The organism is Ruegeria sp. B10 (assembly GCF_056539825.1).
On record NZ_JBQFVP010000003.1, the window covers coordinates 244,389 to 268,075 of the forward strand.

Genomic DNA, 23,687 nt, shown 5'->3' on the forward strand with positions numbered 1-23,687 from the left:
CCAAGGGCATACGCGCCTTGCGAAATGGCGTCAATCGGAAACTAGGCGCTGCGCGGCCGCGGCATGCGCCATAGCAACACGGCCAACAAGAGAAAGACCCCGAACACGGGCAGGTCCCCCATGCGGGAATAAACCGTCGGCGCAAGAGGCAGCGGCAGATCAGCGTCTACGAACCCCGCCTGCCCCAAAGGAAGCGATGCGGTAATCCGACCCAAAGGATCGATCATCCCCGAAATGCCGGTGTTGGCGGACCGCATAAGTGGCAGCCCCTGCTCAATCGCCCGCATCTGGGCCTGGGCAAGATGCTGGTAAGGGCCGGAACGGGTTCCGAACCATGCATCATTGGTAATCTGCAAGATGAAATCGGCCCGTTCCGGCGCGCCGTTGACGTCTTGGGGAAAGACGGCCTCGTAACAGATCAGCGGCAGGGCTTTACCCAGCTTGCCCGCCTGCATCACCGCAGGCCCTGGCCCAGAACTGAACCCATGACCAGCCGTTGTGGCCATGCCGTGAATACCGAACCGGGCCATCAGGTTTCCGAACGGTACATATTCGCCAAACGGGGCCAGATGGTGCTTGTCATAAAGGCCCGTCTGCTGCCCGTTCTCATCGAGATAGATCATGGAGTTGTAGATGCGCGGGCCGTCCCCTCGCTGAATGCCAAGAATAACCGGAACGCCCTGAGCCGCGTCCGTGGCGGCCTCAAGATAAGGATCGGCGCTGCTGAGCCACGCCGGAATTGCAGTCTCGGGCCAGACGATCAGGTCGGGACGTGGCTCTGCCGCGGTGAATTCGATCTGCCGAGCGAAGAAAAGGGGCGCATATGCAGGATCCCATTTCTGATGCTGAGGCGCATTCGGCTGGATCAGTCGGACAGTGTTTTCACCATACTCTATGGTCGGCCTGCTGGAGGCGTAGACCATGGCAAGAGCGGCGGCACCGGCGAACCCAACGAACGGAACCAAAAGCGAGCGGAGAGCTACAGGTTGCACCATCGCCGCCCCAAGCGGAAACGTCACTGCGAAGGTCAGCGCAGCCAGCCCATACGGACCAACCAAAGACAAAAGTTGCGCAAACGGTGTGTCGACCCAGACCTGCGCAACCCCGGCCCAAGGGAAGCCGGTCAGAAGATAGCCGCGACCAAACTCGGCCAGTGACAATGTCAGTGCCAGCAACACAGCCTGTCGTACAGCCGGAGCATCAACCCGCCGCGCCGCCCAGAATGCCGCCGCCCAGAACAAGGCCAAGCCGCCAGCCATGAAGACCAGCGCAAACGGAGCCATCCACGCATGGCGCTCGGCGTCCACTTGGAAAGGCTCGATGATCCAACTCAGCGCATGGGCGAAGTAGCCGGTGGCAAAGGCCCAGCCCAACCACGCGGCACGGGCGCGGGTTTCACAGGCCAGAAAAAACGCCGGGATCAGGATCAGCGCAATCAGAGTCAGCGGCCAGTAGCCAAACGGTGCCAAGCCATAAGCACCCAGCGCCCCTAAGGCCGCTGCGGCACCAAGTCTAAGCCAGAATGGCCAACCCCGGACAGGGATCATGCAGCGACGTCCGGCAACATGACGCGCAGACGCTTGATGCGGCGCGGGTCGGCATCGATCACCTCAAACTCCGGGCCTTCGGGATGCAGTACAACCTCACCCCGCGCCGGAACACGACCCGACAGCATGAAGACTAGACCGCCCAGAGTTTCGATCTCTTCCTCGTCCACATCCTCGTGGCTGGTCAGAGAACGTCCGATCTCGGCCTCGAAATCCTCAAGCGGAACGCGGGCCTGAACGACGTAGCAACCCGGCTTTTCCTGCAGCCAAAGCTGATCTTCGTGCGCATCATGCTCATCGGCGATTTCGCCGACGACCTGCTCAATCAGGTCTTCGATGGTCAACAATCCGTCAACGCCGCCATATTCATCGATCACCAACGCCATGTGACGGCGTTCAGTCTGCATCTTGGTCAGCAAAACACCGATCGGCATCGAGGGCGGCACAAACAACAGCGTGCGCAGCATCGAGGTCAGGTCGAACTCGGCTCCGCCACCATTGAACCCATGGGTTAGAGCAAAATCCTTGAGGTGGACAAAACCCAGCGGCGTATCCAGCGTACCTTCGTACACGGGTATCCGCGACAGGCCGCTTTCGCGAAAGACCTGCGCCAGCTCATCCTTGGAAATCGTTGAGGGAACCGAGACGATTTCAACGGTCGGAATGGCGACATCCTCAACCCGCTTGCGACGCAGGTTAACCATGCCGCGATGTTGATTGTCGGCTATTTCATGCCCGTTGACCGGAGCGCTTTGCTCCTCTTCGGCCCCCGAAATGGCATCCATAATCCGCGAAAAGAAACCGCTTTTCTCTTCAATGTCCAAATTCTCAGACTGCGCGCTTTGCGCCGCCCTAGAACTGCCGTCTGTATCGCCCATTGTCCTCTTCCAATTGATCGGGTGAAATAACCCGCTTCATCTATTATATGGGTCATTGATACCCAGTTTGCCAAGTATCTTGACCTCAATCCCTTCCATCAAGGTCGCATCGGGGTCACGAATGTGATCATACCCCAGCAAATGCAACGTTCCGTGAACGATCAGATGAGTCACGTGATCAGACATGGATTTGCCCGCCTCAGCAGCTTCTTGCGCGCAGGTGTCGTATGAGATCGCGATATCCCCTAGCGCGATTTCGCCGGTAAAATCGGGTTCTGGCAGTTCGGGCGTTTCACCCGCAACTTCCGCTGCGAGGTCTTCGGCGGGCCAGCTCAGAACGTTCGTCGGTGTCGGCTTTTCCCGGAACTCCGCGTTCAGATCGGCTATTCGGGTATCATCGCAGGCCAGCAGGCTGACCTCACACAAATCTGGATCCAGCCCGCAATGGTGCAGGACCGCTTCAACCGCGCGCGAACACAGAGGCTCCAGCCCCTTCCAGCGGTCATCTTCCACGGTGAGTTCAAGGTTCATGCTGTCGCCTCAAAGCCTGATGTCGGGCCTTGAGTTATCCTGTCTCGCGCCCTGAATCGGCCTCATACGCTTCGATGATTGCGGCGACAAGCGGATGCCGCACCACATCTTTTGAAGTGAAGTAGTTGAAGCTGATATTCGGGATCGTTTTCAGCAGGCGTTCAGCATCCGCCAGCCCGGATTGAACCCCACGCGGCAAATCGACCTGAGACCGGTCACCCGTGATGACCATGCGGCTACCCTCGCCCAGACGGGTCAGGAACATCTTCATCTGCATGGTCGTCGCGTTCTGCGCCTCATCCAGCACCACAAAAGCATTGGCCAACGTCCGCCCTCGCATGAACGCCAGAGGGGCAATCTCGATTCGCTTTTCCTCGATCAGTTTGGCGAGCTGTTTGCCGGGCAAAAAGTCATTCAGCGCGTCATAAAGCGGCTGCATATACGGATCGACCTTGTCCTTCATATCGCCGGGCAGATAGCCCAGCTTTTCCCCGGCCTCGACCGCAGGACGGCTGAGGATGATGCGGTCCACATGGCCGCCGATAAACATCGACACGCCAACGGCAACGGCCAGATAGGTTTTACCGGTACCCGCCGGGCCGATTCCGAAGGCCAGTTCATTCTGGAAAAGCGACTGCACATAGGCTTTTTGCGCATCCGTGCGGGGTTCGACCAGCTTTTTGCGGGTCTTGATCTCAACGGTACCGCCCTTGAACATCTCAAGCTGGTCGCCGTCTCGACTACCGGTCCCGTGTTCCGAGCCACCCATTCGCAACTCTCGGTCCACATCAGCGGCTTCAACATCGCGCCCGCCTTCCAGGCGGGTGTAAAGGGCCTGCAAAACCTCAATGGCGTTTTTCTGCGAATCCTCTTCACCCATCACCACCAACTGATTGCCGCGGCGCACAATCTGGACCGAGAGCTTCTGTTCGATCTCGGTCAGGTTGCGGTCATATTCGCCACATAAATCAATCAACAAGCGGTTGTCGGGGAATTCTACAAATGCCTCGCGCTGGGGCATCTCATCTTGCGGTGGGGTAAGGGCACCGATGGCCAATCCGTTCTCCTGTCTTGGCGTTTCACCTTGAGCGTAGACAAGAACTCGGACCAGGTGCAAGCCACAGTTTCAAAAATTCGCTCGGCGATGACAAAAGCGCCGATCGGGCGCTTTGCCCCGGTTTAGAACTTGTAGTTCAAACCGAACCTCAGACCGCGATAGTTCGGTGTGGATTTTGTCGAAAAACCCGAAGAGAATTCAATATCCTTGGAATCGAACTGGACATATTCAAACTCACCTGTGATCGACCAGTTTTCCGTCAGATAATGTTCCGCACCAATGCTGAGCGAGAACCCGTTGCGGCGATCCGAAGTTTCAAATGACTGTGTGCCAGTGGTGGACGAAATACTGTTTGTGGTCTCTACGTCACCCCAAAGGTAACCGACACTGACGAAATAAAGGATTCGCCCGCTGCGGTTGGTTAGGCCATTCCGAAACCGCAAGGTGACAATATCCGAGACTTCTGAACCACCCTGAACCGTCTCAGAGCCGACTACAGTGGAAACACTGTCGTCCAGCGATCCGAAATCATATCCCAGCTCAAATCCATAAACATAGTCACGACCGCCCCGAGCCGGCAGGACACCCCGCCAGCCGCCACGCACACCGCCATAGGTTCCGCTGATGTCCTGATCGCCGATTGCGAAAGTATCGGTTGGCGTGGTCAGACCGAACCGATCATCGCCCCCACCGCCATACCCTGCCGTCACACCGAGATAGAAGGCACTGACATCGTCGCTGAAGCGCTTGTCGCTGATCACTTCGGGATCAGATATGTCCCCCGTTTGATCGCTCGCCCAAGTCGCGCTGGCCCCAAAAGCCACTAAAGTTGCGACCGACACAGACCACAGACCTTTGCACTTCAGAACTACCACTCAATACCCTCCATCGACGCCACTTTCGTGATCGGCAAAAACAAACCTTCCACACGCGGTCGAGGCCCATCAGAAAACTTGGCTCCTCTCGGAACATAGTTCCAATTCATAAATCAAGGGTAAATTTTAGATATATTCGTACTGGCACGACGTGCCCGCAAAGAACCACCTTATTGCAACAGTTCCCCGGCCAAAGAGTTTGCGCCAGACTTCACGATACGCACCTTCCGCAGATCTCCCACGTTCAGGTCAGACCCAACCACGTGCACTGAGTGAAGATAGTCTGACTTTCCAACCATTTGCCCTTCGAGCCGCCCGGGCTTCTCGAACAGAACGCCGACAGTGCGACCGACCATGGAATCTTGAATCTCGCGCTGATGCTTGGTGATCAGGGCTTGCAAGCGTTGTAAGCGGTCATCCGCCGCCGCCGGGTCAACCTGGGCGCGCTCCGCCGCCGGAGTGCCCGGACGGGTCGAGTACTTGAACGAGTAGGCATAGCCGTATTTGACTTGCTCGACCAAATCCAAAGTCGCCTGGAAATCCTCTTCGGTTTCTTCCGGGAAGCCGACGATGAAATCCCCCGACATCACGATATCCGGACGCGTAGCGCGGATACGGTCGACCAGGCGCAAATAGCTGTCCGCCGTGTGGCTGCGGTTCATCCGCTTGAGGATCCGATCCGACCCCGCCTGCACGGGCAAATGCAAGTAAGGCATCAGCTTGTCACAAGTGCCATGCGCCTCAATCAGATCATCTGCCATGTCATTGGGATGCGAGGTGGTAAAACGGATACGCTCCAGCCCGTCGACCTTGTTCAACTCCCAGATCAGCCCGGCCAGCGTCATGTCGCCATTGGGACCGGCACCGTGATAGGCGTTGACGTTCTGACCAAGCAGAGTGATCTCGCGCACGCCGCGTTCGACCAGATCCTGCGCTTCACGAATGATGCGGTCGGCCGGGCGGCTGACCTCGGCCCCGCGGGTATAGGGCACAACGCAGAAGGCGCAGAACTTGTCGCAACCCTCCTGTACCGTCAAAAACGCCGTCGGGCCGCGTTTGGCCTTGGGACGGTTCTTGAGCTTTTCGAACTTGTCCTCTTCGGGGAAATCCGTGTCTAAAGCTTTGGCCCCTTCACGGGTCTTGGCCTCCATCTCCGGCAAACGGTGATAGCTTTGTGGTCCAACCACCAGATCGACCAGAGGCTGACGGCGCATGATCTCTTCACCCTCGGCCTGCGCAACACAACCCGCCACCCCGATCTTGAGATCGGGCTTTTCCGCTTTCAATCCCTTGAACCGGCCAAGCTCGGAATAGACCTTTTCGGCGGCTTTTTCGCGGATATGGCAGGTGTTCAGCAGGATCATGTCTGCATCGTCCGGCGACTTTGTCTCGACATATCCCTGCCCACCCAAGGCCTCCGCCATACGCTCGCTGTCATAGACATTCATCTGACAGCCATAGGTCTTTATAAACAGCTTTTTGGGTTCAGACATGGATCGGGCCTTTGCAGTCGCTGGATCGGCGTCATCTATATGCTTCGAACGCCGCTTGCAATGCCGGCGCAATTACCCGAATTTGGCGAAACTTTCCAGCAAGACGCGAATGAAAACCGGCGATGCAGTACGAATCCCTCGACAGCCTTCTGAATTCAGGCCAATCCGCCCTGTCAAAAGGCCCCGTGGCACTTATTTTCGCCGAAGACGAGACCGAGGTCGAAAGTACGCTACACCACCATCTAAGCCTCGGCTTCAAGTCCGTCGTGGCCTTTATGCCCGCCGAATTCACCCTCAGCGAGGACCTGTCCGCGCGGATACATCGCGTGACGCACAGATGCGCGCCCCGGACTGTGGTGTTCGACGCGATCAACCGCATCACAAAAGCCGCACCCAGCGTCTGGATGTACTACTGCTACAACGCCGAATACCTGTTTTACCCTTTCTGCGAAACACGCAGCGTAGGGGAATTGCTGGCCTTCCACGCCGAGGAACGCCGCAATGCAATGTTGTGCCACGTGATCGACCTCTACGCAGGCGACCTGACACAGTTCCCGAACGGTGTAGCCCCCGATCAGGCCATGCTGGACAGCACGGGATACTATGCCCACACCCGCCACGACCCCACGGGCCGCCCGGTCGAGCGCCAATTGGACATGTCCGGCGGCCTGCGCTGGCGGTTCGAAGATCACATCCCCTATGAACGCCGCCGGATTGACAGAATCGCGCTGTTCAAGACCCGCAAAGATCTGATCCTGCAGCCCGATCACACGTTCAACGAGGCCGAATACAACACCTATGCCTGTCCGTGGCACCACAACCTGACGGCTGCGATCTGCTCATTCCGGGCTGCAAAAGCTCTGAAAAGCAACGCAGGTTCGGCCTTCGACATCTCGAGCTTCCGTTGGCACAATTCCGTCTCATTCGAATGGACATCGCGCCAATTGCTCGATCTGGGATTGATCGAACCCGGCCAGTGGTTCTGATCCGCTCTTCATCTGGCTGAAAATATCCCGGGGGAGGCGCCGCAGGCGGCGGGGGCAGAGCCCCCTATCGCTGCAGCAGCATCGGGAACCAGTCTTCCCGCAAACGCTGACCGGGGACCATATCATGCCCCGGAAACGGAGGCGACGTGCGGCCCGGGCGCTCGACATAGCGCGCATCATCCCCGACCAGCCTTAGTGAAAACGCCCGGCGACGACTGTCCGAGTGATTCCCCCGCGCCCCATGCAGGATACGGTAGTTGAACGCGACCGCATCGCCGGGCTCCATTTCGAATTCGACCACTTTCATCCCTTCCGCATCCGGATCGGGGACCGGTATGTATTGGCCTTCATCAGCAAAGAACCCCTCTTCGCTGACCCAGCGGGTCGGCAGAACCTCTTTCTCCCACCTGTGTGACCCCGCAACACAACGCAGTGTGGCTTGCTTCACCGGGTCCAAAGGCGACCAGAAGCTGATCGTCTGCTGCCCTTCGACAAAGTAATATGGCCCGTCCTGATGCCAGGGCGTCGCCATTGAGGTGCCCGGCTCCTTCACCAGCACATGGTCGTGGAACATCTGCACGGTTTTCGACTGCATTAGGTCCGCTGCGACCTCAGCCGCCGGAGAGGTCTCGATCACCTCGCGGAACTGCGGAATACGGGTCCAGTTGCAGTAGTCATCAAAGAACAGCCCGGTCTGACCCTCTTTCTTGTTGTCCGAGGCATAGGGGCCCGGTTCCGCCATATTGGCGGCAACCCCGTCGCGCAACGCGTCCACGTGATCGGCAAAAAGCCCTTTGATCAGGACAACCCCGTCTTCCTGGTAGGTGTCGATCATGTCCTGAGAAGCAAGAGGGTGTGGCATGTCGGTCTCCTTGTGCTTGCCCTCGTTTAAAGGACAACAAAGCCTTCTGTTCAAATCATATCTTTCGAAGTAATAATTAACCTGATGTTATATATATCACTGCGCCAATACGAATATGTCTGCGCCATCGGTCGCCAAGGCAGCTTGTCTGCCGCAGCCCATGCGTTGAACGTGTCGCAACCTGCCCTATCGACGGCGCTGACGCGGGTTGAGTCGCTTCTGGGATATCCGCTGTTCATGCGTCGACGAGGGGCGGCGATGACCACAACCCCTCAGGGGCGCCTTTTCATCGAAAAGGCGGAAAAGCTGTTGCACTCTGCCGCGCAGATCGAAAGTCCAACAGATGCGCCGCACGGGTCTTCACACCTGCGGTTGGGCTGTTTCATTGACCTGGCGCCGTTTCATCTGGCCTCGGCCTTGCGCAGTCTGCAAACTGCCCTGCCCGATGTGACCACCACCTATCAGGTGGATAGTTTCGAGGGCTTGCTGGACGGTCTGATCAACGGTCAGACAGATATCGCGATCACGTATGACCTTGGCATGGATGCAGGGTTTACCCGGCAAGAGCTGTTCGACAGTGTCCCGCACGCTTTGGCCCCACCTGATCACCCCCTTGCAACAGACCACAGTGTGACTTTGGCCGATCTGGAACAGCAACCCCTGATCCTGTCAAAAGAAGGGTTGTCTGCGCAGCATGTCCTTAACCTGTTTCGGCGCAAGGGTCTGAACCCAACGGTCGCCCATAGGGCCGCTACGCTTGAGATTCAGCGCAGCCTAGCAGCTCATGGGGAAGGAATCGCAATCAGCTACGCCAGCCCCAACAATTCGATGAGTTACGACAATCGAATGCTGACCCGCCTGCCAGTCTTGGACAAGGGCGCTGCTGAACCTGTCGTCTTGGCGCGCCACGGAACTGGCCCCGTCGAAACCACATTGGCCTCAGCGGAACGTATCCTGTTTGATGCGCTGTCCGAAACTAGACCTGAGGTTTCTTGCGAAGACGGATAACTACGTCGACCGAGGCGATCTCGACCCCTTCCGGTGCCTGCGGGAGGCGCTGGATCACCAACTCTTCGGACGGAGCGTCACTCAGCCGGCTTTCGTCTTCCCAATAGAAATGCGGGTGATCATGGGTGTTGGTGTCAAAATAGCTTTTCGACCCATCCACCGTGATCTCTTGCAGCACGCCCGCATCGCAGAACGCTCGCAGCGTATTGTAGACGGTCGCAAGCGACACGGCGTCGCCCTTGGTCTTGGCCGAGTCAAACAGGCTTTCCGCTGTGACATGCCGGTGACGACCATCGCCCACAAGCAACTCGGCCAGCGCAACACGCTGTCGCGTCGGGCGCAATCCGGCGCTCTCCAACCAGTCTGTAGCTATCTTACGGCTCTGAGGTGTCATGAATCCGATACCCATTTTTGCTGCTTATATATATAGGGGCGCAGGGATGCCAATTTCAAATGAAATTCATTCGCAAAGACCGCTAGGTCGCAACATCATCCGGCCACTGCTCTTGCAGGACCTTGCATACGGGTGCTAGGTGAGGCCAAATGTAATGAACGGACCCAAGGCAGAAGAGGCGGCAAGAATGGCCCAATTCCCAAGCAGTTTTGACAAAGAGGATCTGCTGAAATGCGCGCGAGGCGAACTTTTTGGCCCCGGCAATGCGCAGTTGCCTGCCCCTCCGATGCTGATGATGGACCGGATCACCGATGTTTCAGGTGACGGAGGCGCCCATGGCAAAGGCCATGTTGTCGCGGAATTCGACATCACGCCTGATCTTTGGTTCTTTGACTGCCACTTCCCCGGCAACCCGATCATGCCGGGCTGCTTGGGTCTGGATGGCCTGTGGCAGCTGACGGGCTTCAACCTGGGCTGGCGCGGCTGGCAGGGGCGCGGATACGCCCTGGGCGTGGGCGAAGTCAAACTGACCGGCATGGTCCGCCCGGACCGTAAGATGCTGACCTATTATGTTGATTTTACCAAAGCCGTACAAACACGCCGTCTGACCATGGGGGTCGCGGATGGCCGTGTCGAAGCGGATGGTGAAGTAATTTACCAAGTCAAAGATATGAAGGTTGCACTGTCCGAAAGCTGACACCAGCGGACATTACGCCAACAGGAACGGAACACAGGAGAACGCATATGCGTCGCGTCGTCGTCACCGGTTTGGGGATCGTCTCCTCAATCGGGAACAATGCCGAAGAGGTTCTCGCCTCGCTCAAAGCAGGTAAATCCGGCATCGAGGCCAATGAGCAGATGGTCGAACATGGCTTTCGCAGCCAGATCGCCGGGTCGCTTAAGATCGACGTGTCGGAACACGTGGACAAACGCACCCTGCGTTTCATGGGGCCGGGTGCAGCCTATGCGCATATCGCGATGGGACAGGCGATTGCCGATTCCGGGCTGACCGAGGAACAGGTCGTCAATCCGCGCACCGGACTGGTTGCCGGATCCGGCGGGCCGTCCACCAGCGCGATGCTGACCGCGCATCAGACGGTGCTGAAGAACGGCGCGACCAAGCGGATCGGGCCTTTTGCCGTGCCGAAATGCATGTGCTCCACGATTTCTGCGAACCTTGCCACCGCCTACAAGATCAAGGGTATCAACTACTCGATTACCTCAGCCTGCTCGACCTCGCTGCATTGCATCGGCAACGCGGCGGAACAGATCATGCTGGGCAAGCAGGACGTGATGTTCGCAGGCGGCGGTGAAGAGCTGGACTGGACCCTGTCTTGCCTGTTCGACGCGATGGGCGCGATGTCGTCGAAGTATAACGACACTCCGCAGAAAGCATCGCGCGCGTTCGATCAGGACCGCGACGGCTTCGTGATCTCGGGTGGCGGCGGCATTGTCGTGCTTGAGGATCTGGACCATGCGCTGGCTCGCGGTGCCAAGATCTACGCCGAGGTGACCGGCTATGCTGCGACCTCGGACGGCCATGACATGGTAGCCCCGTCCGGTGAAGGCGGTGAGCGCGCGATGCGTCTGGCTCTGTCGACTCTGCCCGAAGGCCGCAAGGTTGGTTACATCAACGCGCACGGCACCTCGACCCCGGTCGGAGATGTGGGCGAAGTTGAAGCCGTGCGTCGCATCTTCGGCGAAAGCAACGTGCCGCCGATCTCATCCACCAAGTCGATGACCGGGCACGCACAAGGCGCGGCCGGCGCGCTGGAGGCGATCTTCTGCCTGCTCATGCTGGACAATGATTTCATAACACCGTCGATCAATGTCGACACACTAGCCGAAGGCATCCAGCCCGGTGAAATTGCAACTCAAGTGGTTGAAAATGCAGGTTTGGATTCGGTCATGACCAACAGCTTCGGCTTTGGCGGCACAAACGGATCCATGATCCTGTCAAAGTATAACGGGTGAACGAGATGTCGGAAGTTCTAAAAGGGAAACGCGGCCTTATCATGGGTGTCGCCAATGACCGGTCGATTGCCTGGGGTATCTCGAAAGCGATGCATGAAGCCGGGGCTGAGCTGGCCTTCACCTATCAGGGCGACGCGTTCGGGAAGCGTCTGCAGCCATTGGCCGAAAGCTTGGGAAGCGATTTCATGGTCGACGCGGATGTCACCGATGACGCCTCGCTGGACCGCGCTTTTGGCGAGTTGGGCGAACGCTGGCCCACCATCGACTTTGTTGTTCATGCGATTGCCTATTCGGACAAGAACGAGCTGACAGGCCGGTTCCTGAACACCACACGCGCAAATTTCAAGCATTCGATGGATGTGTCGGCCTATTCATTCATCGAGGTCGCCCGCCGCGCCTATCCGCTGATGAAGGACAATGGCGGCTCACTACTGACGCTGACCTACCAAGGCTCGAATCGTGTGGTTCCGAATTACAACGTCATGGGCGTTGCCAAAGCCGCGCTGGAATCGGCAACACGGTATCTGGCCAACGATCTCGGCCCAGAGGGCATCCGCGTGAACGCGATTTCGCCCGGTCCGATGAAGACCCTGGCCGGGGCTGCAATTGGCGGTGCGCGCAAGACCTACAAGTTCTGCGACCAGAATGCGCCGATGCGCTCGAACGCTACGCTAGAGGCCGTTGGCGGCACAGCGGTTTACCTGACCTCGGATGCGGGGGCTTGCACCTCGGGCGAGATCATCAGAGTGGATGGCGGTTTCCACGTGCTTGGAATGCCACAGCCGGATTTCATGTGACCATATCTTTCCCAGACGCCGCCAAGATTTGACCATCTTTCGGCGTCAGGGATATGGGCATGAGCAAAACTGACCAGATCCTTGCCAGCAATACGCGTGGCACCCAGACCAAACGGAAGACGGGGTTCCTAAGCCCCCGCGCCCGTGTTCTGCTTTTGACGCTGACCACATTGCTGGTGTTGTTCGTGTTCTTCACGCAACCGCAGGTCCGTGCAGCGCTTGACGGGCTTTGGGGCTAAGACCTCAAGCCTTCAGTTCACCGAGACAACCTCAATATCGAAGATCAGGTCCTGCCCGGCCAGTGGGTGATTGGCGTCCAGCGTCACCGTGGCCTCGTTCGCCTCGACAACCGTTACCGGCAGCGCCTGACCATCGGGGGTTTGCATCTGCAACTGGGTTCCCGGCTCTAGTGGGATATCATCCGGAATACCCTCACGCGGGATGTCCTGCCGCATCGCCGGGTTGATCGGGCCATAGGCGTCGACACAGGCAATCTCGACCCGCTTCTTGTCACCAACCGCCAGTCCTGGCATCGCACTGTCCAGGCCGGGTATGATCTGGCCCGAACCAACAACGAACTCTAACGGATCGCGCCCGTCTGAGCTGTCAAACACGGTCTCGTCCAGCAGCGTGCCAGTATAGTGGATGCGAACGGTGTCGCCTTGTTTGATCTCAGACATTGGGCCTCCGGGGTTTGTGGGGAATAGGGCGCCGAACACAAGCGCGCTACGCCGGAGTCTGACGCCGCACAGGATGCATCCATCTGATTCTGATGTCCAGATTGCGTTGTAAACGCGCGCATTCTCTGGTCGTCGCTTGCACGCGTGCCTTCAATACCCAGCGGTTGGAACGGGAACATCCGATCCTATCGAAAAGATGTTATCGCTACAGTCTTAAATAGAGATTGACCGGTAATGGGAATCTCTGTCATCAGCGTCTTCATGTCCGGTTCCGGGTTCGCCCGGAGAAAAGGGAATGCGGTGCGGGGAATTCAAATCCACCCAATGCCGCAACTGCCCCCGCAACTGTAGGCGGAGAGCAGGGCTGACAAGCCACTGGGTTCCACCCGGGAAGGCCAGCCCCATGCTTTGACCCGCAAGTCAGGAGACCTGCCGGACATGCACCCTCGGAAGGGGTGTGTCACCGATGCCGGGGTGTGCATTGGGCCGATACCCTCATTTTGGGTACGTGGTCCCGTTCTCCCCGATGTCAAAAAAGAAAGCGTGCCGGGGTTGGCACGAAGGACGAAGGAAAGACCTTGTGAAGAAACTATTTTGCACGGCTGCGGCTGCGCTGGCGATTCCAGCGATGGCGCACGCACATTTTCTGCTGGAATACACCACCGACACGCTGATCGAAGCGCCGGGCGACGTGCCGGTCAAGCTGATCTTCTGGCACCCGTTAGAAAACGGCCATGTCATGGATCTGGAAAAGCCGCAGGAATTCTACGTGATCCACAATGGCGAAAAGACCGACCTGCTGGACACGCTGGAGCCCATCCGGTTTTCGAGCCCCGAAAACGAAGGCGCGGCCTTTCAGGGATCTGTTCCGGTCAAGCGTTCGGGCGACTACGTGATGGTCACGGTGCCTCAGCCCTATTACGAAGAGGCCGAGGATATCTATATCCAACAGATCACGAAGGCGTTCCTGAACCGCAACGAACTGCCGACCGACTGGATGAACCCCGCGGGTCTGGCGACCGAGATCGTGCCTCTGAACAAGCCCTACAACATCATCGCAGGCTCGACCTTCACCGGTCAGGTTCTGGCAAATGGCGAACCGGTTGCCGGCGCTGAGATCGAGATCGAATACATGGCCGCCAAGCCCAGCTTTGACAGCCAAGCTTCGTCCGAGCCTACCGTTTCGCCGATGCCCGGAGGTGCTGTTGTCGCCATTTCCGACGCCAATGGCTATTTCTCCTTCGGTGTTCCGAAAGCTGGTTACTGGGGTTTTGCCGCCCTGGGCGCTGGTCCGGAAACCGAACATGAAGGCAAAGAGCTGAGCCAGGACGCGGTGATCTGGATCCGCGCCTGGGACATGGAGTAACCCCCGATGCACATCGTCGACGGAGCCCTGTCTAACCCGGTCGTCATCGGCGGCGCTATTGCCGCCGCTGGTGGGGTGGCAATGGGCCTCAGGTCGCTGCATCTGGACCGCATCCCCACAGCAGGGGTGCTAGCGGCCAGTTTCTTCGTGGCCTCTCTGATCCACGTGCCGATCGGGCCGTCGTCGGTGCATCTGATCCTCAACGGTCTGGCCGGGCTTCTGCTCGGCTGGGCCGCCTTCCCGTCCTTGTTTGTGGGTCTGCTCCTGCAAGCCGTTTTCTTCGGCTTCGGCGGGCTGACGGTACTGGGGATCAACACGCTCAACATCGCTTTTCCGGCCGTTTTGGCTGGTTTATTGTTCCGCCCCTTGATCGGGCGTGGTTCGCCTGTTCATGGCGCAATTTGGGGCGGCATTGGCGGCGCCTTTGCCATTGCAGCCACGACCGTCATGGTGGGTATCTCACTGGCCCTGTCAGGGGACGAATTCCTCCCCGCCGCCAGGCTGGTCTTCTTTGCCCATATCCCTGTGATGGTCATCGAGGCCGTCCTGACCGGATTTGCAGTCCTTCTGGCGCGAAAGGTCAAACCCGAACTATTTCTGACAAGGCCCGCCACATGAGACAGCTTGCCCTCATCCTGGCCCTATGCGCGGCCCCTCTACCCGCGCTGGCCCATAAGGTGATTGCCGGTGTTTTTGCATCCGGCGATGCGATCGAAGGGGAAATCGGCTTCTCCAACGGCACCATGGCGACCGATACCGAGGTTGTCGTGACCGATCCAAACGGGGTCGAGCTGGGCCGGGCCACGACCAACGCAGACGGGTTCTTCATCTACACGCCCACCACAGCCGTCGCCCATACCTTCTTTGCCGACCTCGGCGCCGGTCACGTGGCCGAGGTCACCATGCCCGCCGATGACGTTGCCAAGATCATGGGCGTCGCCATCCAGAACAAGCCTGCAGCGTCACCCACGCCTACGCCCGCCTCGGAGGGCGTCACAATGGCCTCTCTCAGCGAAGAAGAGCGTCAGGCCATCGCAGCAGCGGTCCGCGACGAAATACGCCCTCTACGCCGGGAAATCGCCGCCTATCGTGAACATAACGACCTACAGACCATTCTAGGCGGCATCGGTTACATCTTTGGCCTGTTCGGGCTGGGCTTCTACCTCGCGGCGCGGAGGAAACTGGCAGGCTGATGGCACACGTACTGGAACCACAGGAGCGGACACTGGCCGAGGCTGGCACGATCGGTCAACGGGGGTTGATCACCGCGCTTGATCCGCGCGTCCGCGTCGTCATGTCCGTTTTGTTTGCGGTCGTTGTGGTCTCCCTATCCTCCCTGCCCGCCCTTGCGGCGGCGCTGATGATCGCGCTGTCTCTGCTGGTGATATCCCGGCTGCCTTGGCGCAAGACACTCAAGCGGATGGCGATGATGGACAGTTTCATCATCTTCATGCTGGTCCTCTTGCCGTTCACCATGCCTGGCGACCCTATGTTTACCATCTGGGGATTTCCGGCCAGCTGGCAAGGGCTCTGGAAAGCCGTGGAAATCGCGCTGACCGCCAACGCCGTGATCCTGACCGTGATGGTTCTGGTCGGCACAATGGAGCCTGTCACACTGGGCCACGCCCTGCACCGGCTACGCTGCCCGGAAACACTGGTGCACCTTCTGATGTTCACCATCAGATACATCGACGTCTTGCATGAGGAATACCAACGCCTCCGCGCCGCTATGAAAGTCCGAGGCTTCCGTCCCGGCACCAACTGGCACACCTATCGCAGCTTTGGCTATCTGGTCGGCATGATGCTAGTCCGGGCAATCGAACGGTCCGAGCGCATCCTCGGCGCGATGAAATGCCGGGGGTTTTCAGGCAAGATGCTGTTGCTGCAAGACTATAGCATCAACCGACGTGATATTGTCTTTGCTGCCGGGCTTGGAGCCCTCTGTCTAGCCCTGATCCTAGTGGAATTCGCATGACCCTAATCGCGCTGGACAACATCTGCTTTGCCTATCACGGGCAAGAACCGGTTCTGAACGGTGCAAACCTGCAGCTGGAGGCCGGACAACGCCTGTCTCTGACCGGCCCGAACGGGTCTGGAAAGTCCACGCTTCTACGTATCACACTTGGTCTGCAGCGACCTTCCTCGGGTACAGTGTCCGTTTTTGGCAAACCACGACAGGCCGAGGCAGATTTCCATGAAGTGCGCCGCCATATCGGGCTTGTCTTTCAAGACCCTGACGACCAACTGTTTTGCCCCACTGTGGCTGAGGACATTGCCTTTGGTCCGTTGAACCTCCGCAAGACGCGCGACGAGGCCTTGGAGATTGTAGAACGCGTTCTCGGTGATCTCGACCTCATGCATCTGAAGGAACGGACCACGCATAAACTGTCAGGTGGCGAAAAGCGTCTGATCACGCTGGCAACGGTTCTGGCGATGGAGCCCCAGGCCCTGCTGCTGGATGAGCCGACCAATGCGCTGGACACCAAGAACGAGGCGCGGTTGCTCGAAATCCTGCAATCTCTGCCTCAGGCTATCCTTCTGGTCAGCCATTCTCCTGCATTTCGCGATGCGCTGGCTCCGGACAGGCTGGAATTGCAAGACGGTAAGCTGGTCGCCGTGTGAGAAAGCCTATTTTTGGTCGCGCCGATGCAAGCAATTTGCAACTGCGCAAAGAAAAACCCCGCGTCGAGGACACGGGGTTCTTTTTTGAAAGCTATAGGCTTTCTTATTCTTCTGCGGCCTCTTCGGCTGCAACGCGAGCTTTGTCAGCTGCGCCTTTGGCGTCGACGTCACGATCAACGAATTCGATAATCGCCATCGGAGCCATGTCGCCATAGCGGAAGCCTGCTTTCAGGATGCGGACATAACCGCCCTGACGCTCGGCATAGCGGGGGCCCAGAACTTCGAACAGCTTTGCGACGTCTTTGTCTTCTTTCAGCTGTGCTGCGGCCTGACGACGGGCGTGCAGGTCGCCGCGCTTGCCCAGAGTGACCAGCTTTTCGATGATCGGGCGCAGTTCTTTTGCCTTGGGCAGAGTTGTTTTGATTTGCTCATGCTCAATGAGCGAGCCAGCCATGTTGGCAAACAGAGCCTTGCGGTGCTCATGAGTACGGTTCAGGCGGCGGTAACCACGTGCGTGACGCATTTTTCAGTTCCTATCTTGCGTTTTGCTTTGTCTGGCCGGCGATGCGTGTCACCGGCTCTCCTTGGGGCGGAAGTGCCCATACAGTCCCCGGAAGCCCGGGCATTTGTGAAGACGCGCTTAGAACGCGTCTTCGAATTTCTTCGCCAGATCTTCGATGTTGTCGGGCGGCCAATCCTCGACATCCATGCCGAGGTGCAGACCCATGCCGGACAGCACTTCTTTGATCTCGTTCAGCGACTTGCGGCCGAAGTTCGGGGTGCGCAGCATCTCGGCTTCGGTCTTCTGGATCAGGTCGCCGATGTAAACGATGTTGTCGTTCTTCAGGCAGTTTGCCGAACGGACCGACAGCTCCAGCTCGTCGACTTTCTTCAGCAGCAGCGGGTTGAACTCCAGACCATCGTCTTCGTCCTGGCGGCCAGCCGATTCCGGCTCGTCGAAGTTGACGAAGATCGACAGCTGATCCTGCAGGATGCGCGCAGCATAGGCCAGCGCGTCTTCCGGCGTGATCGAACCGTCGGTTTCGATCTTCAGGGTCAGCTTGTCATAGTCCAGAACCTGACCTTCACGGGTCGGCTGAACGTCATAGGCAACCTTTTTGACCGGCGAGTAAATAGCATCGATCGGGATCAGGCCGATGGGTGCATCTTCCGGCTTGTTCTTCTCAGCCGAGACGTAGCCTTTGCCGGTGTTGACGGTCAGCTCCATGAACAGGTCGGCGCCATCGTCCAGGTGGCAGATGACGTGATCGCGGTTCAGAACCTCGATGCCAGCGCTTTCGCTGATGTCACCAGCGGTGACAACTGCGGGGCCTTTGGCATTGATCGACAGGCGCTTCGGGCCTTCGACTTCCATGCGCAGCGACACGCCTTTGAGGTTCAGGATGATGTCGGTGACGTCTTCACGCACGCCCGCGACCGAGGAGAACTCGTGCAGGACGTTGTCGATTTGAACGCTGGTGATGGCCGCACCTTGCAGCGAGCTCATCAGAACGCGGCGCAGCGCGTTACCCAGTGTCAGACCAAAGCCACGCTCCAACGGTTCAGCAACCAGGGTTGCCTGACGCGCAGGGTCGTTGCCCGGCTTGCCGTCCAGCTGGGTCGGCTTGATCAATTCTGCCCAATTCTTGTGGATCATGTAATCCCTCCATTCCTGTCCGCGCCCCATGACCAACAAGGTGCAGACGCCCGAGGTTCAAAATGAAATGCTGGGGCCGCGCAAAAACGCAGCCCCAGCTGAATTCAAAATCGCTTAGACGCGGCGGCGCTTCGGCGGGCGGCAGCCGTTGTGAGCGATCGGAGTCACGTCGCGGATCGACGTGATGTTGAAGCCCACGGCAGCCAGTGCACGCAGAGCCGATTCACGACCCGAACCGGGGCCCTGAACTTCGACTTCCAGCGTCTTGACACCATGTTCCTGCGCCTTCTTGCCTGCATCTTCTGCAGCCATCTGAGCGGCGTAGGGCGTCGATTTCCGCGACCCTTTGAAGCCCATAGTACCGGCAGACGACCACGAAATGGCATTGCCCTGTACGTCCGAGATCAGGATCTTGGTATTGTTGAAGGTCGAGTTCACATGGGCAACGCCCGATGCGATGTTCTTACGCTCTTTGCGCTTAACGCGAGTCTTATCACGTGCCATCAGTCAGACCCTCCCTTATTTCTTCTTACCAGCGATGGCCTTTGCGGGGCCTTTGCGGGTACGAGCGTTGGTGTGGGTGCGCTGACCGCGAACCGGCAGGTTGCGGCGGTGACGCAGACCGCGGTAGCAGCCCAGGTCCATCAGGCGCTTGACGTTCATCTGAACTTCGCGACGCAGGTCACCTTCGACGGTGAAGTTTTCGTCGATGAATTCGCGGATTTTCAGAACTTCGGCGTCGGACAGTTCGTTGACGCGACGGGTCGCCTCAATGCCCACGGCTTCGCAGATCGCTTTGGCCGAGGTGTTGCCGATTCCGGTGATATATGTGAGGGCGATTGGTACCCGCTTTGCAGTCGGGATGTTTACGCCGGCAATACGTGCCACGTGTCACTTTCCTTTTCGTTGCGGTTCCGTAACTCCAGAACCTTTTTTCACAACGCCTAACCGTGGCAGTGTCGCCAGAGGGCTCAGCATTTTATGATATGATCATGTGAACGGAATACCCGCGCACAATTCGATTCTCTTCCGAGATAGCGTCAATTAGTGTCGCGCGACCCGCGCGTCAAGCGCAGATCGCATATTGATCCCGAATTCATTCCGCAAGCTCGATTTCAGGGAAGGTCCAGGTCCCGTCAATCACTTCGGGCGCGGGCTGGTACAGACGCACGGTGTAGTTCCAGCCCTCCATAATCGGCAGGCAATTCATACGGCCGTCGTCGCAACCACCGAAATGCACCGTCATCGATCCATCCGGATTGCTGTCGCCCGTCACCGAGTTGATCACGTAGACACCCAGATCATTCTCTTCAAAGAACCCCGCCGCGTTATACAGGCTGACCGACCAAAACGCGCCAACCGGAACCTCGGCGGGAACTTCCAGCTTGTACGCCCCCAGTTCCAGCCCCGGTTCGACGTTCAGATAGAAGGCCTGCGCCTCTGGCAGACCGCCCCAGCCGAACGCTGTTCCCAGCAGATGCCGCACAGGGTCAACCGCCTCTTTCGAGCCGAAAGTGCCAGTGCTGTCTGGCGAGAAACGGGCAAGCTCCAACGCGGCGCTCAACACCTCTGCAAACGCATCCTTGTCGTAATGCGCTTCGTCAAAGGGACGCGCGGAATTGGCCTGCAGCGTGACCTCATCCTGCAATGCGGTCACTGCGGCTATGTCTGCGGGGTCCTCCGAGTCGACGAGGTACCGAAACAACAGCGCAACGTAGGGCGTATCGAACTGCTCGACCGTCAGCTCATAAGTTCCACCGCCAAGGAACACGTCGTTGACGTAGTGATCCTGATTGACAACCTGAACCGAGACATAGCGATCCCCGGTCTCCGGCACGGTCAGCACAGCGCCGTCCGAAATATCAACCACCGCCATGCTATAGAGAGTATCCCGGTTCATGCGGATCGTCGGTTGCATATCCAACGGTGTAGGCTCGCGCACATGAAACAGCGTGTTGACGCCGCCGGACTGCGCCAGGTACTTCCGAAATTCGATATCGGTCGCCGCTCGGACAAAATTATCAATGGTCACTGGCGTCGGATCTGCATAGGCGCCGATTGCTGCCACAGTCAGAGCGGATGTCATCGCGAGCGTTCTAAGCGATAGGCTCATTGCTATCTCCCAACAAAAAATGCGCGCGTTGGCCGAAGTGATACCTCGTCAAACGCACGCATTCAATTGTCAAGATATGTTACCTAAGGGCAGCTTCGATCGCGCCCTGAACCTCTTCGATTTCGCCCAGACCGTTGATCTTGGTCAGTTGACCCTTGGCATAGTAGTAACCGATCAGCGGCGAGGTTTTCTTGTAGTACTCCATCAAGCGGGTCTTGAGGCTTTCCTCATTGTCATCCGCGCGGCGCTTGAAGTCATTCTCCTTACCGCAATTGGAGCATTTGCCGTCCGCAGGAATCGGCTTGGTGATGTCGTTGTAGACCTCGCCACAGCCGCCACATGTCGAACGCGCGGTGATCCGTTCGACCAGAGCGGCGTCGTCGACTTCCATCTCGATCACGGCATCCAGGCTATTGCCGGTGCTGTCCAGCAACTCACCCAGCGCGTCGGCCTGTGCCAATGTGCGCGGGAAGCCGTCAAAGATGAAACCGCCCTCTGCGCCTGCGTCCAGCTTTTCACGGATCAGGCCGATCACGATCTCATCGGTCACAAGCTGCCCTTTGGCCATAACCTCGGCCACACGGTTGCCCATCTCGGTGCCGCTATCCTTGGCCTCGCGTAGCATGTCACCAGTGCTTAACTGCACCATGCCGCGTGTTTCGACCAGATGACGCGCCTGGGTACCTTTACCGGCACCCGGGGGGCCAAGCAGAATGATATTCATCGACGAGCAGCTCCCTTTCTGCCGCGTTTCTTGCCTTTGCCGCGCAGTTGGGACTTTTCGATAAGCCCTTCATATTGGTGCGCCAGCAGGTGGCTCTGAACCTGTTGGATCGTGTCCATGGTTACAGAGACGATAATCAAAACCGAGGTGCCGCCGAAGTAGAACGGGATGGCAAACTGGTTTCGAACGATTTCGGGCAGCAAACAGACCAGCGCGAGGTAGGCCGAGCCTAGAACCAGAACCCGGTTGACCACGTATTCCAGATACTCGGCGGTTTTCTTGCCGGGGCGGATGCCGGGCACAAAACCGTTCTGCTTTTTCAGGTTGTCCGCAACGTCATCCGGTTTGAAAGATACGTTGAACGTATAGAAATACGCAAAGAACACGATCATCGACGCGAAGAACAGCAGATAGAGCGGCTGTCCTGGGCCAAAGTTCGCCAGCAGCCACGACATGACCGGACCGTTGGCCGCACCCGACGAGAAGGTCGAGATCGTCACCGGTAGCAACAGCAGCGAGCTTGCAAAGATCGCAGGGATAACGCCCGACGGGTTGACCTTGACCGGCAGGTGGCTGGAGCCGCCTTCGTAAACCTTCATACCGGCCTGACGGCGCGGGTATTGAATGTGGATCTTTCGCAGAGCCCGCTCCATAAACACCACAAAGGTGATCACGACGATGACCATGAGGATCACACCGACGATCACGGCTGGGCTGATTGCGCCCGAACGACCCGAAGCAAAGAACTGCGCCAGAGCGGCCGGAACCTCGGCGATGATGCCGACGAAGATGATCAGAGAGATGCCGTTGCCAATGCCGCGCGCAGTGATCTGCTCACCCAGCCACATCAGGAACATGGTACCGCCGACCAGAGTGATCATGGTCGACATGCGGAAGAATAGGCCCGGATCAGTCGCCAGATCACCTGATTCCAACGAAACGGCCAGACCATAGGCCTGAACGGTAGCCAGCGCCACAGTACCGAAACGAGTGTATTGGTTGATCTTCTTGCGCCCCTGCTCGCCCTCTTTCTTGAGTTGCTCAAGCGCGGGAACCATGGATGTCAGCAGCTGCACGATGATCGAGGCCGAGATATAGGGCATGATGCCGAGGGCAAAGATACCCATTCGACCCAGCGCCCCGCCGGTGAACATCGAAACCATGCCGCCGATGCCTTGCCCCGCTTGCTCCATGAATTCACGCAGCGCTTGTCCGTCGATCCCCGGCACCGGAATGAAGGTGCCAAGGCGATAAACGATCAACAAACCTAGTGTGAACAGGATGCGGTTGCGCAGATCGGTGGCTTTGCCAAGGGCAGACCAGCTTGTGTTGGCTGCCATTTGTTCTGCTGCTGATACCATAAATCGGTCTCTCTTATGAAAACACCGCCCAGAACCGTTTTCCGGCTCGGGCGGCGTCTGGGAAAACTTAGTGCTCTATGTAAGCGGGTCTTCGCCCGCTCACAAGCGCTTACTCTGCCGCAGCAGCTTTTGTGACCGTCAGTGAGCCGCCCGCTTTTTCAACTGCCTCAACGGCAGCTTTCGAAGCACCTGTCACTTCTAGGTTCAGTTTGGCGCTAACCTCGCCTTTGGCCAGAACGCGGATACCATCCAGCTTGCGACGAACCAGACCCGAAGCAACCAGAGCGTCCTCGGTGATCGCAGCTTTGGCGTCCAGCTTACCGGCGTCGACGAATTTCTGGATCAGGCCCAGGTTGATAACGGCGAATTCCTTGCGGTTCGGCTTGTTGAAGCCACGCTTGGGAAGACGCTGGTACAGCGGCATCTGGCCGCCTTCGTAGCCGTTGATGGCCACACCCGAACGGGATTTCTGACCTTTGATACCACGGCCACCCATTTTACCTTTACCGGAGCCTGGACCACGGCCAACGCGGGTCCGTTTCGGTGCGGCGCCTGGGTTATCGCGCAATTCGTTCAGTTTCATATCGCTTCTCCTAAGCCGGATGTGACCCCGAAGCGTGATGGGCCAAACACGGCGTTTCTTGGTTTTGATTCTCGTGGACGCAATGCCACCGGGGCGCTCTACAGCTTTGTGGCCCTCGTTGCAAGTGGCGCGTGGATGTGCAGCTCGCCAAACGCAAAAGAGACGCCCAAAAGGACGCC

General features: G+C 58.2%; 28 protein-coding genes and 1 riboswitch. Of the genes, 11 read left to right on the plus strand and 17 right to left on the minus strand.

The genetic code is table 11. The features are described 5' to 3' along the window. Positions 1–41: 41 nt before the first annotated feature. The 6 genes from lnt to miaB all read right to left on the minus strand — a co-directional run bounded on the left by lnt (position 42) and on the right by miaB (position 6,381). Positions 42–1,547: an apolipoprotein N-acyltransferase gene (gene lnt, locus ACR0J4_RS05610; protein WP_170640486.1), complete on the minus strand. Its 1,506-nt coding sequence runs from the start codon at positions 1,545–1,547 to the stop codon at positions 42–44. Then, complete coding sequence (locus tag ACR0J4_RS05615) at positions 1,544–2,425, minus strand: hemolysin family protein (RefSeq protein WP_170640489.1); 882 nt, start codon at positions 2,423–2,425, stop codon at positions 1,544–1,546. The genes lnt and ACR0J4_RS05615 overlap by 4 nt, the downstream gene beginning before the upstream one ends. A 36-nt stretch (positions 2,426–2,461) precedes the next feature. Continuing rightward, entirely contained in the window at positions 2,462–2,956 is a 495-nt protein-coding gene (gene ybeY / locus ACR0J4_RS05620) for an rRNA maturation RNase YbeY (RefSeq protein ID WP_170555645.1), read from the minus strand. Between the two features lie 34 nt (positions 2,957–2,990). After that, positions 2,991–4,013, minus strand: a complete 1,023-nt coding sequence (locus tag ACR0J4_RS05625; protein ID WP_170555647.1) for a PhoH family protein — start codon at positions 4,011–4,013, stop codon at positions 2,991–2,993. A 122-nt stretch (positions 4,014–4,135) separates the two neighbouring features. Continuing rightward, complete coding sequence (locus ACR0J4_RS05630; protein ID WP_170640491.1) at positions 4,136–4,888, minus strand: outer membrane beta-barrel protein; 753 nt, start codon at positions 4,886–4,888, stop codon at positions 4,136–4,138. A gap of 170 nt (positions 4,889–5,058) precedes the next feature. Then, entirely contained in the window at positions 5,059–6,381 is a 1,323-nt protein-coding gene (gene miaB / locus ACR0J4_RS05635; RefSeq protein ID WP_170640493.1) for a tRNA (N6-isopentenyl adenosine(37)-C2)-methylthiotransferase MiaB, read from the minus strand. Positions 6,382–6,503: 122 nt separating this feature from the next. Between miaB and ACR0J4_RS05640 the strand changes: the two genes are divergently transcribed. Further along, entirely contained in the window at positions 6,504–7,367 is an 864-nt protein-coding gene (locus ACR0J4_RS05640; RefSeq protein WP_170640495.1) for a hypothetical protein, read from the plus strand. Between the two features lie 64 nt (positions 7,368–7,431). Here the strand turns inward: ACR0J4_RS05640 and ACR0J4_RS05645 are convergent, their stop codons facing one another. Beyond that, on the minus strand, positions 7,432–8,229 hold the full coding sequence (locus ACR0J4_RS05645) for a phytanoyl-CoA dioxygenase family protein (RefSeq protein WP_170640497.1): 798 nt from the start codon (positions 8,227–8,229) through the stop codon (positions 7,432–7,434). Between the two features lie 84 nt (positions 8,230–8,313). Between ACR0J4_RS05645 and ACR0J4_RS05650 the strand changes: the two genes are divergently transcribed. After that, a complete protein-coding gene (locus ACR0J4_RS05650; protein ID WP_170640499.1) occupies positions 8,314–9,237 on the plus strand; it encodes a LysR family transcriptional regulator in 924 nt (307 codons plus the stop codon). On the opposite strand, the gene irrA is transcribed toward ACR0J4_RS05650, so the two are convergent. After that, complete coding sequence (irrA, locus tag ACR0J4_RS05655) at positions 9,206–9,631, minus strand: iron response transcriptional regulator IrrA (RefSeq protein ID WP_170378119.1); 426 nt, start codon at positions 9,629–9,631, stop codon at positions 9,206–9,208. The two genes, ACR0J4_RS05650 and irrA, sit on opposite strands and share 32 nt — an antisense overlap. Positions 9,632–9,818: 187 nt before the next feature. Here irrA and fabA point away from each other — a divergent pair, with 187 nt between their 5' ends. From fabA to ACR0J4_RS05675, 4 genes are read left to right on the plus strand one after another with little or no spacing between them, the layout of a single operon-like run. After that, entirely contained in the window at positions 9,819–10,328 is a 510-nt protein-coding gene (gene fabA, locus ACR0J4_RS05660) for a bifunctional 3-hydroxydecanoyl-ACP dehydratase/trans-2-decenoyl-ACP isomerase (RefSeq protein WP_170378117.1), read from the plus strand. Between the two features lie 47 nt (positions 10,329–10,375). After that, positions 10,376–11,605, plus strand: a complete 1,230-nt coding sequence (fabB, locus tag ACR0J4_RS05665) for a beta-ketoacyl-ACP synthase I (RefSeq protein ID WP_170640501.1) — start codon at positions 10,376–10,378, stop codon at positions 11,603–11,605. A gap of 5 nt (positions 11,606–11,610) precedes the next feature. Next, entirely contained in the window at positions 11,611–12,402 is a 792-nt protein-coding gene (locus tag ACR0J4_RS05670) for an enoyl-ACP reductase FabI (RefSeq protein ID WP_170377661.1), read from the plus strand. A 59-nt stretch (positions 12,403–12,461) separates the two neighbouring features. Then, positions 12,462–12,641 carry a hypothetical protein gene (locus ACR0J4_RS05675; RefSeq protein ID WP_170640503.1) on the plus strand — a complete coding sequence of 60 codons (180 nt, stop codon included), beginning with the start codon at positions 12,462–12,464 and terminating at the stop codon, positions 12,639–12,641. Between the two features lie 12 nt (positions 12,642–12,653). Here ACR0J4_RS05675 and ACR0J4_RS05680 read toward each other — a convergent pair whose 3' ends face one another. After that, entirely contained in the window at positions 12,654–13,082 is a 429-nt protein-coding gene (locus tag ACR0J4_RS05680; protein ID WP_170377657.1) for an FKBP-type peptidyl-prolyl cis-trans isomerase, read from the minus strand. A 249-nt stretch (positions 13,083–13,331) separates the two neighbouring features. Then, positions 13,332–13,533, plus strand: a riboswitch (cobalamin riboswitch). A gap of 129 nt (positions 13,534–13,662) precedes the next feature. Here ACR0J4_RS05680 and ACR0J4_RS05685 point away from each other — a divergent pair. Genes ACR0J4_RS05685 through ACR0J4_RS05705 form a run of 5 tightly spaced genes read left to right on the plus strand, consistent with a single transcriptional unit; the run spans position 13,663 to position 17,070 of the window. Next, complete coding sequence (locus ACR0J4_RS05685; protein WP_480668320.1) at positions 13,663–14,448, plus strand: DUF4198 domain-containing protein; 786 nt, start codon at positions 13,663–13,665, stop codon at positions 14,446–14,448. 6 nt (positions 14,449–14,454) lie between these two features. Further along, entirely contained in the window at positions 14,455–15,066 is a 612-nt protein-coding gene (gene cbiM, locus ACR0J4_RS05690; RefSeq protein WP_170640507.1) for a cobalt transporter CbiM, read from the plus strand. Further along, the gene (locus tag ACR0J4_RS05695) at positions 15,063–15,641 is read left to right on the plus strand and encodes a cobalt ABC transporter permease (protein ID WP_170640509.1); all 579 of its coding nucleotides are present in this window, start codon (positions 15,063–15,065) and stop codon (positions 15,639–15,641) included. Before cbiM ends, ACR0J4_RS05695 begins: the two co-directional genes overlap by 4 nt. Then, positions 15,641–16,423: a cobalt ECF transporter T component CbiQ gene (cbiQ, locus tag ACR0J4_RS05700; protein WP_170640510.1), complete on the plus strand. Its 783-nt coding sequence runs from the start codon at positions 15,641–15,643 to the stop codon at positions 16,421–16,423. The genes ACR0J4_RS05695 and cbiQ overlap by 1 nt, the downstream gene beginning before the upstream one ends. After that, entirely contained in the window at positions 16,420–17,070 is a 651-nt protein-coding gene (locus tag ACR0J4_RS05705) for an ABC transporter ATP-binding protein (protein WP_170640513.1), read from the plus strand. Before cbiQ ends, ACR0J4_RS05705 begins: the two co-directional genes overlap by 4 nt. Positions 17,071–17,173: 103 nt before the next feature. On the opposite strand, the gene rplQ is transcribed toward ACR0J4_RS05705, so the two are convergent. The 8 genes from rplQ to rplO all read right to left on the minus strand — a co-directional run bounded on the left by rplQ (position 17,174) and on the right by rplO (position 23,508). Further along, positions 17,174–17,593 (minus strand): 50S ribosomal protein L17, encoded by a 420-nt coding sequence (gene rplQ / locus ACR0J4_RS05710; RefSeq protein WP_170334079.1) that lies wholly within the window; start codon positions 17,591–17,593, stop codon positions 17,174–17,176. Between the two features lie 117 nt (positions 17,594–17,710). Beyond that, on the minus strand, positions 17,711–18,727 hold the full coding sequence (locus tag ACR0J4_RS05715; protein ID WP_170377644.1) for a DNA-directed RNA polymerase subunit alpha: 1,017 nt from the start codon (positions 18,725–18,727) through the stop codon (positions 17,711–17,713). Positions 18,728–18,841: 114 nt separating this feature from the next. Further along, positions 18,842–19,231: a 30S ribosomal protein S11 gene (gene rpsK / locus ACR0J4_RS05720; RefSeq protein WP_008757289.1), complete on the minus strand. Its 390-nt coding sequence runs from the start codon at positions 19,229–19,231 to the stop codon at positions 18,842–18,844. A gap of 15 nt (positions 19,232–19,246) precedes the next feature. Next, on the minus strand, positions 19,247–19,615 hold the full coding sequence (gene rpsM / locus ACR0J4_RS05725; RefSeq protein WP_170377641.1) for a 30S ribosomal protein S13: 369 nt from the start codon (positions 19,613–19,615) through the stop codon (positions 19,247–19,249). Between the two features lie 208 nt (positions 19,616–19,823). Further along, a complete protein-coding gene (locus tag ACR0J4_RS05730) occupies positions 19,824–20,840 on the minus strand; it encodes a DUF1254 domain-containing protein (protein WP_480668322.1) in 1,017 nt (338 codons plus the stop codon). Positions 20,841–20,919: 79 nt separating this feature from the next. Continuing rightward, positions 20,920–21,564, minus strand: a complete 645-nt coding sequence (locus tag ACR0J4_RS05735) for an adenylate kinase (protein ID WP_170377639.1) — start codon at positions 21,562–21,564, stop codon at positions 20,920–20,922. Continuing rightward, on the minus strand, positions 21,561–22,925 hold the full coding sequence (gene secY, locus ACR0J4_RS05740) for a preprotein translocase subunit SecY (protein WP_170555668.1): 1,365 nt from the start codon (positions 22,923–22,925) through the stop codon (positions 21,561–21,563). Before secY ends, ACR0J4_RS05735 begins: the two co-directional genes overlap by 4 nt. A gap of 109 nt (positions 22,926–23,034) precedes the next feature. Continuing rightward, positions 23,035–23,508, minus strand: coding sequence for a 50S ribosomal protein L15 (rplO, locus tag ACR0J4_RS05745; RefSeq protein ID WP_170377635.1), 474 nt, complete (start codon positions 23,506–23,508; stop codon positions 23,035–23,037). Positions 23,509–23,687: the final 179 nt, after the last annotated feature.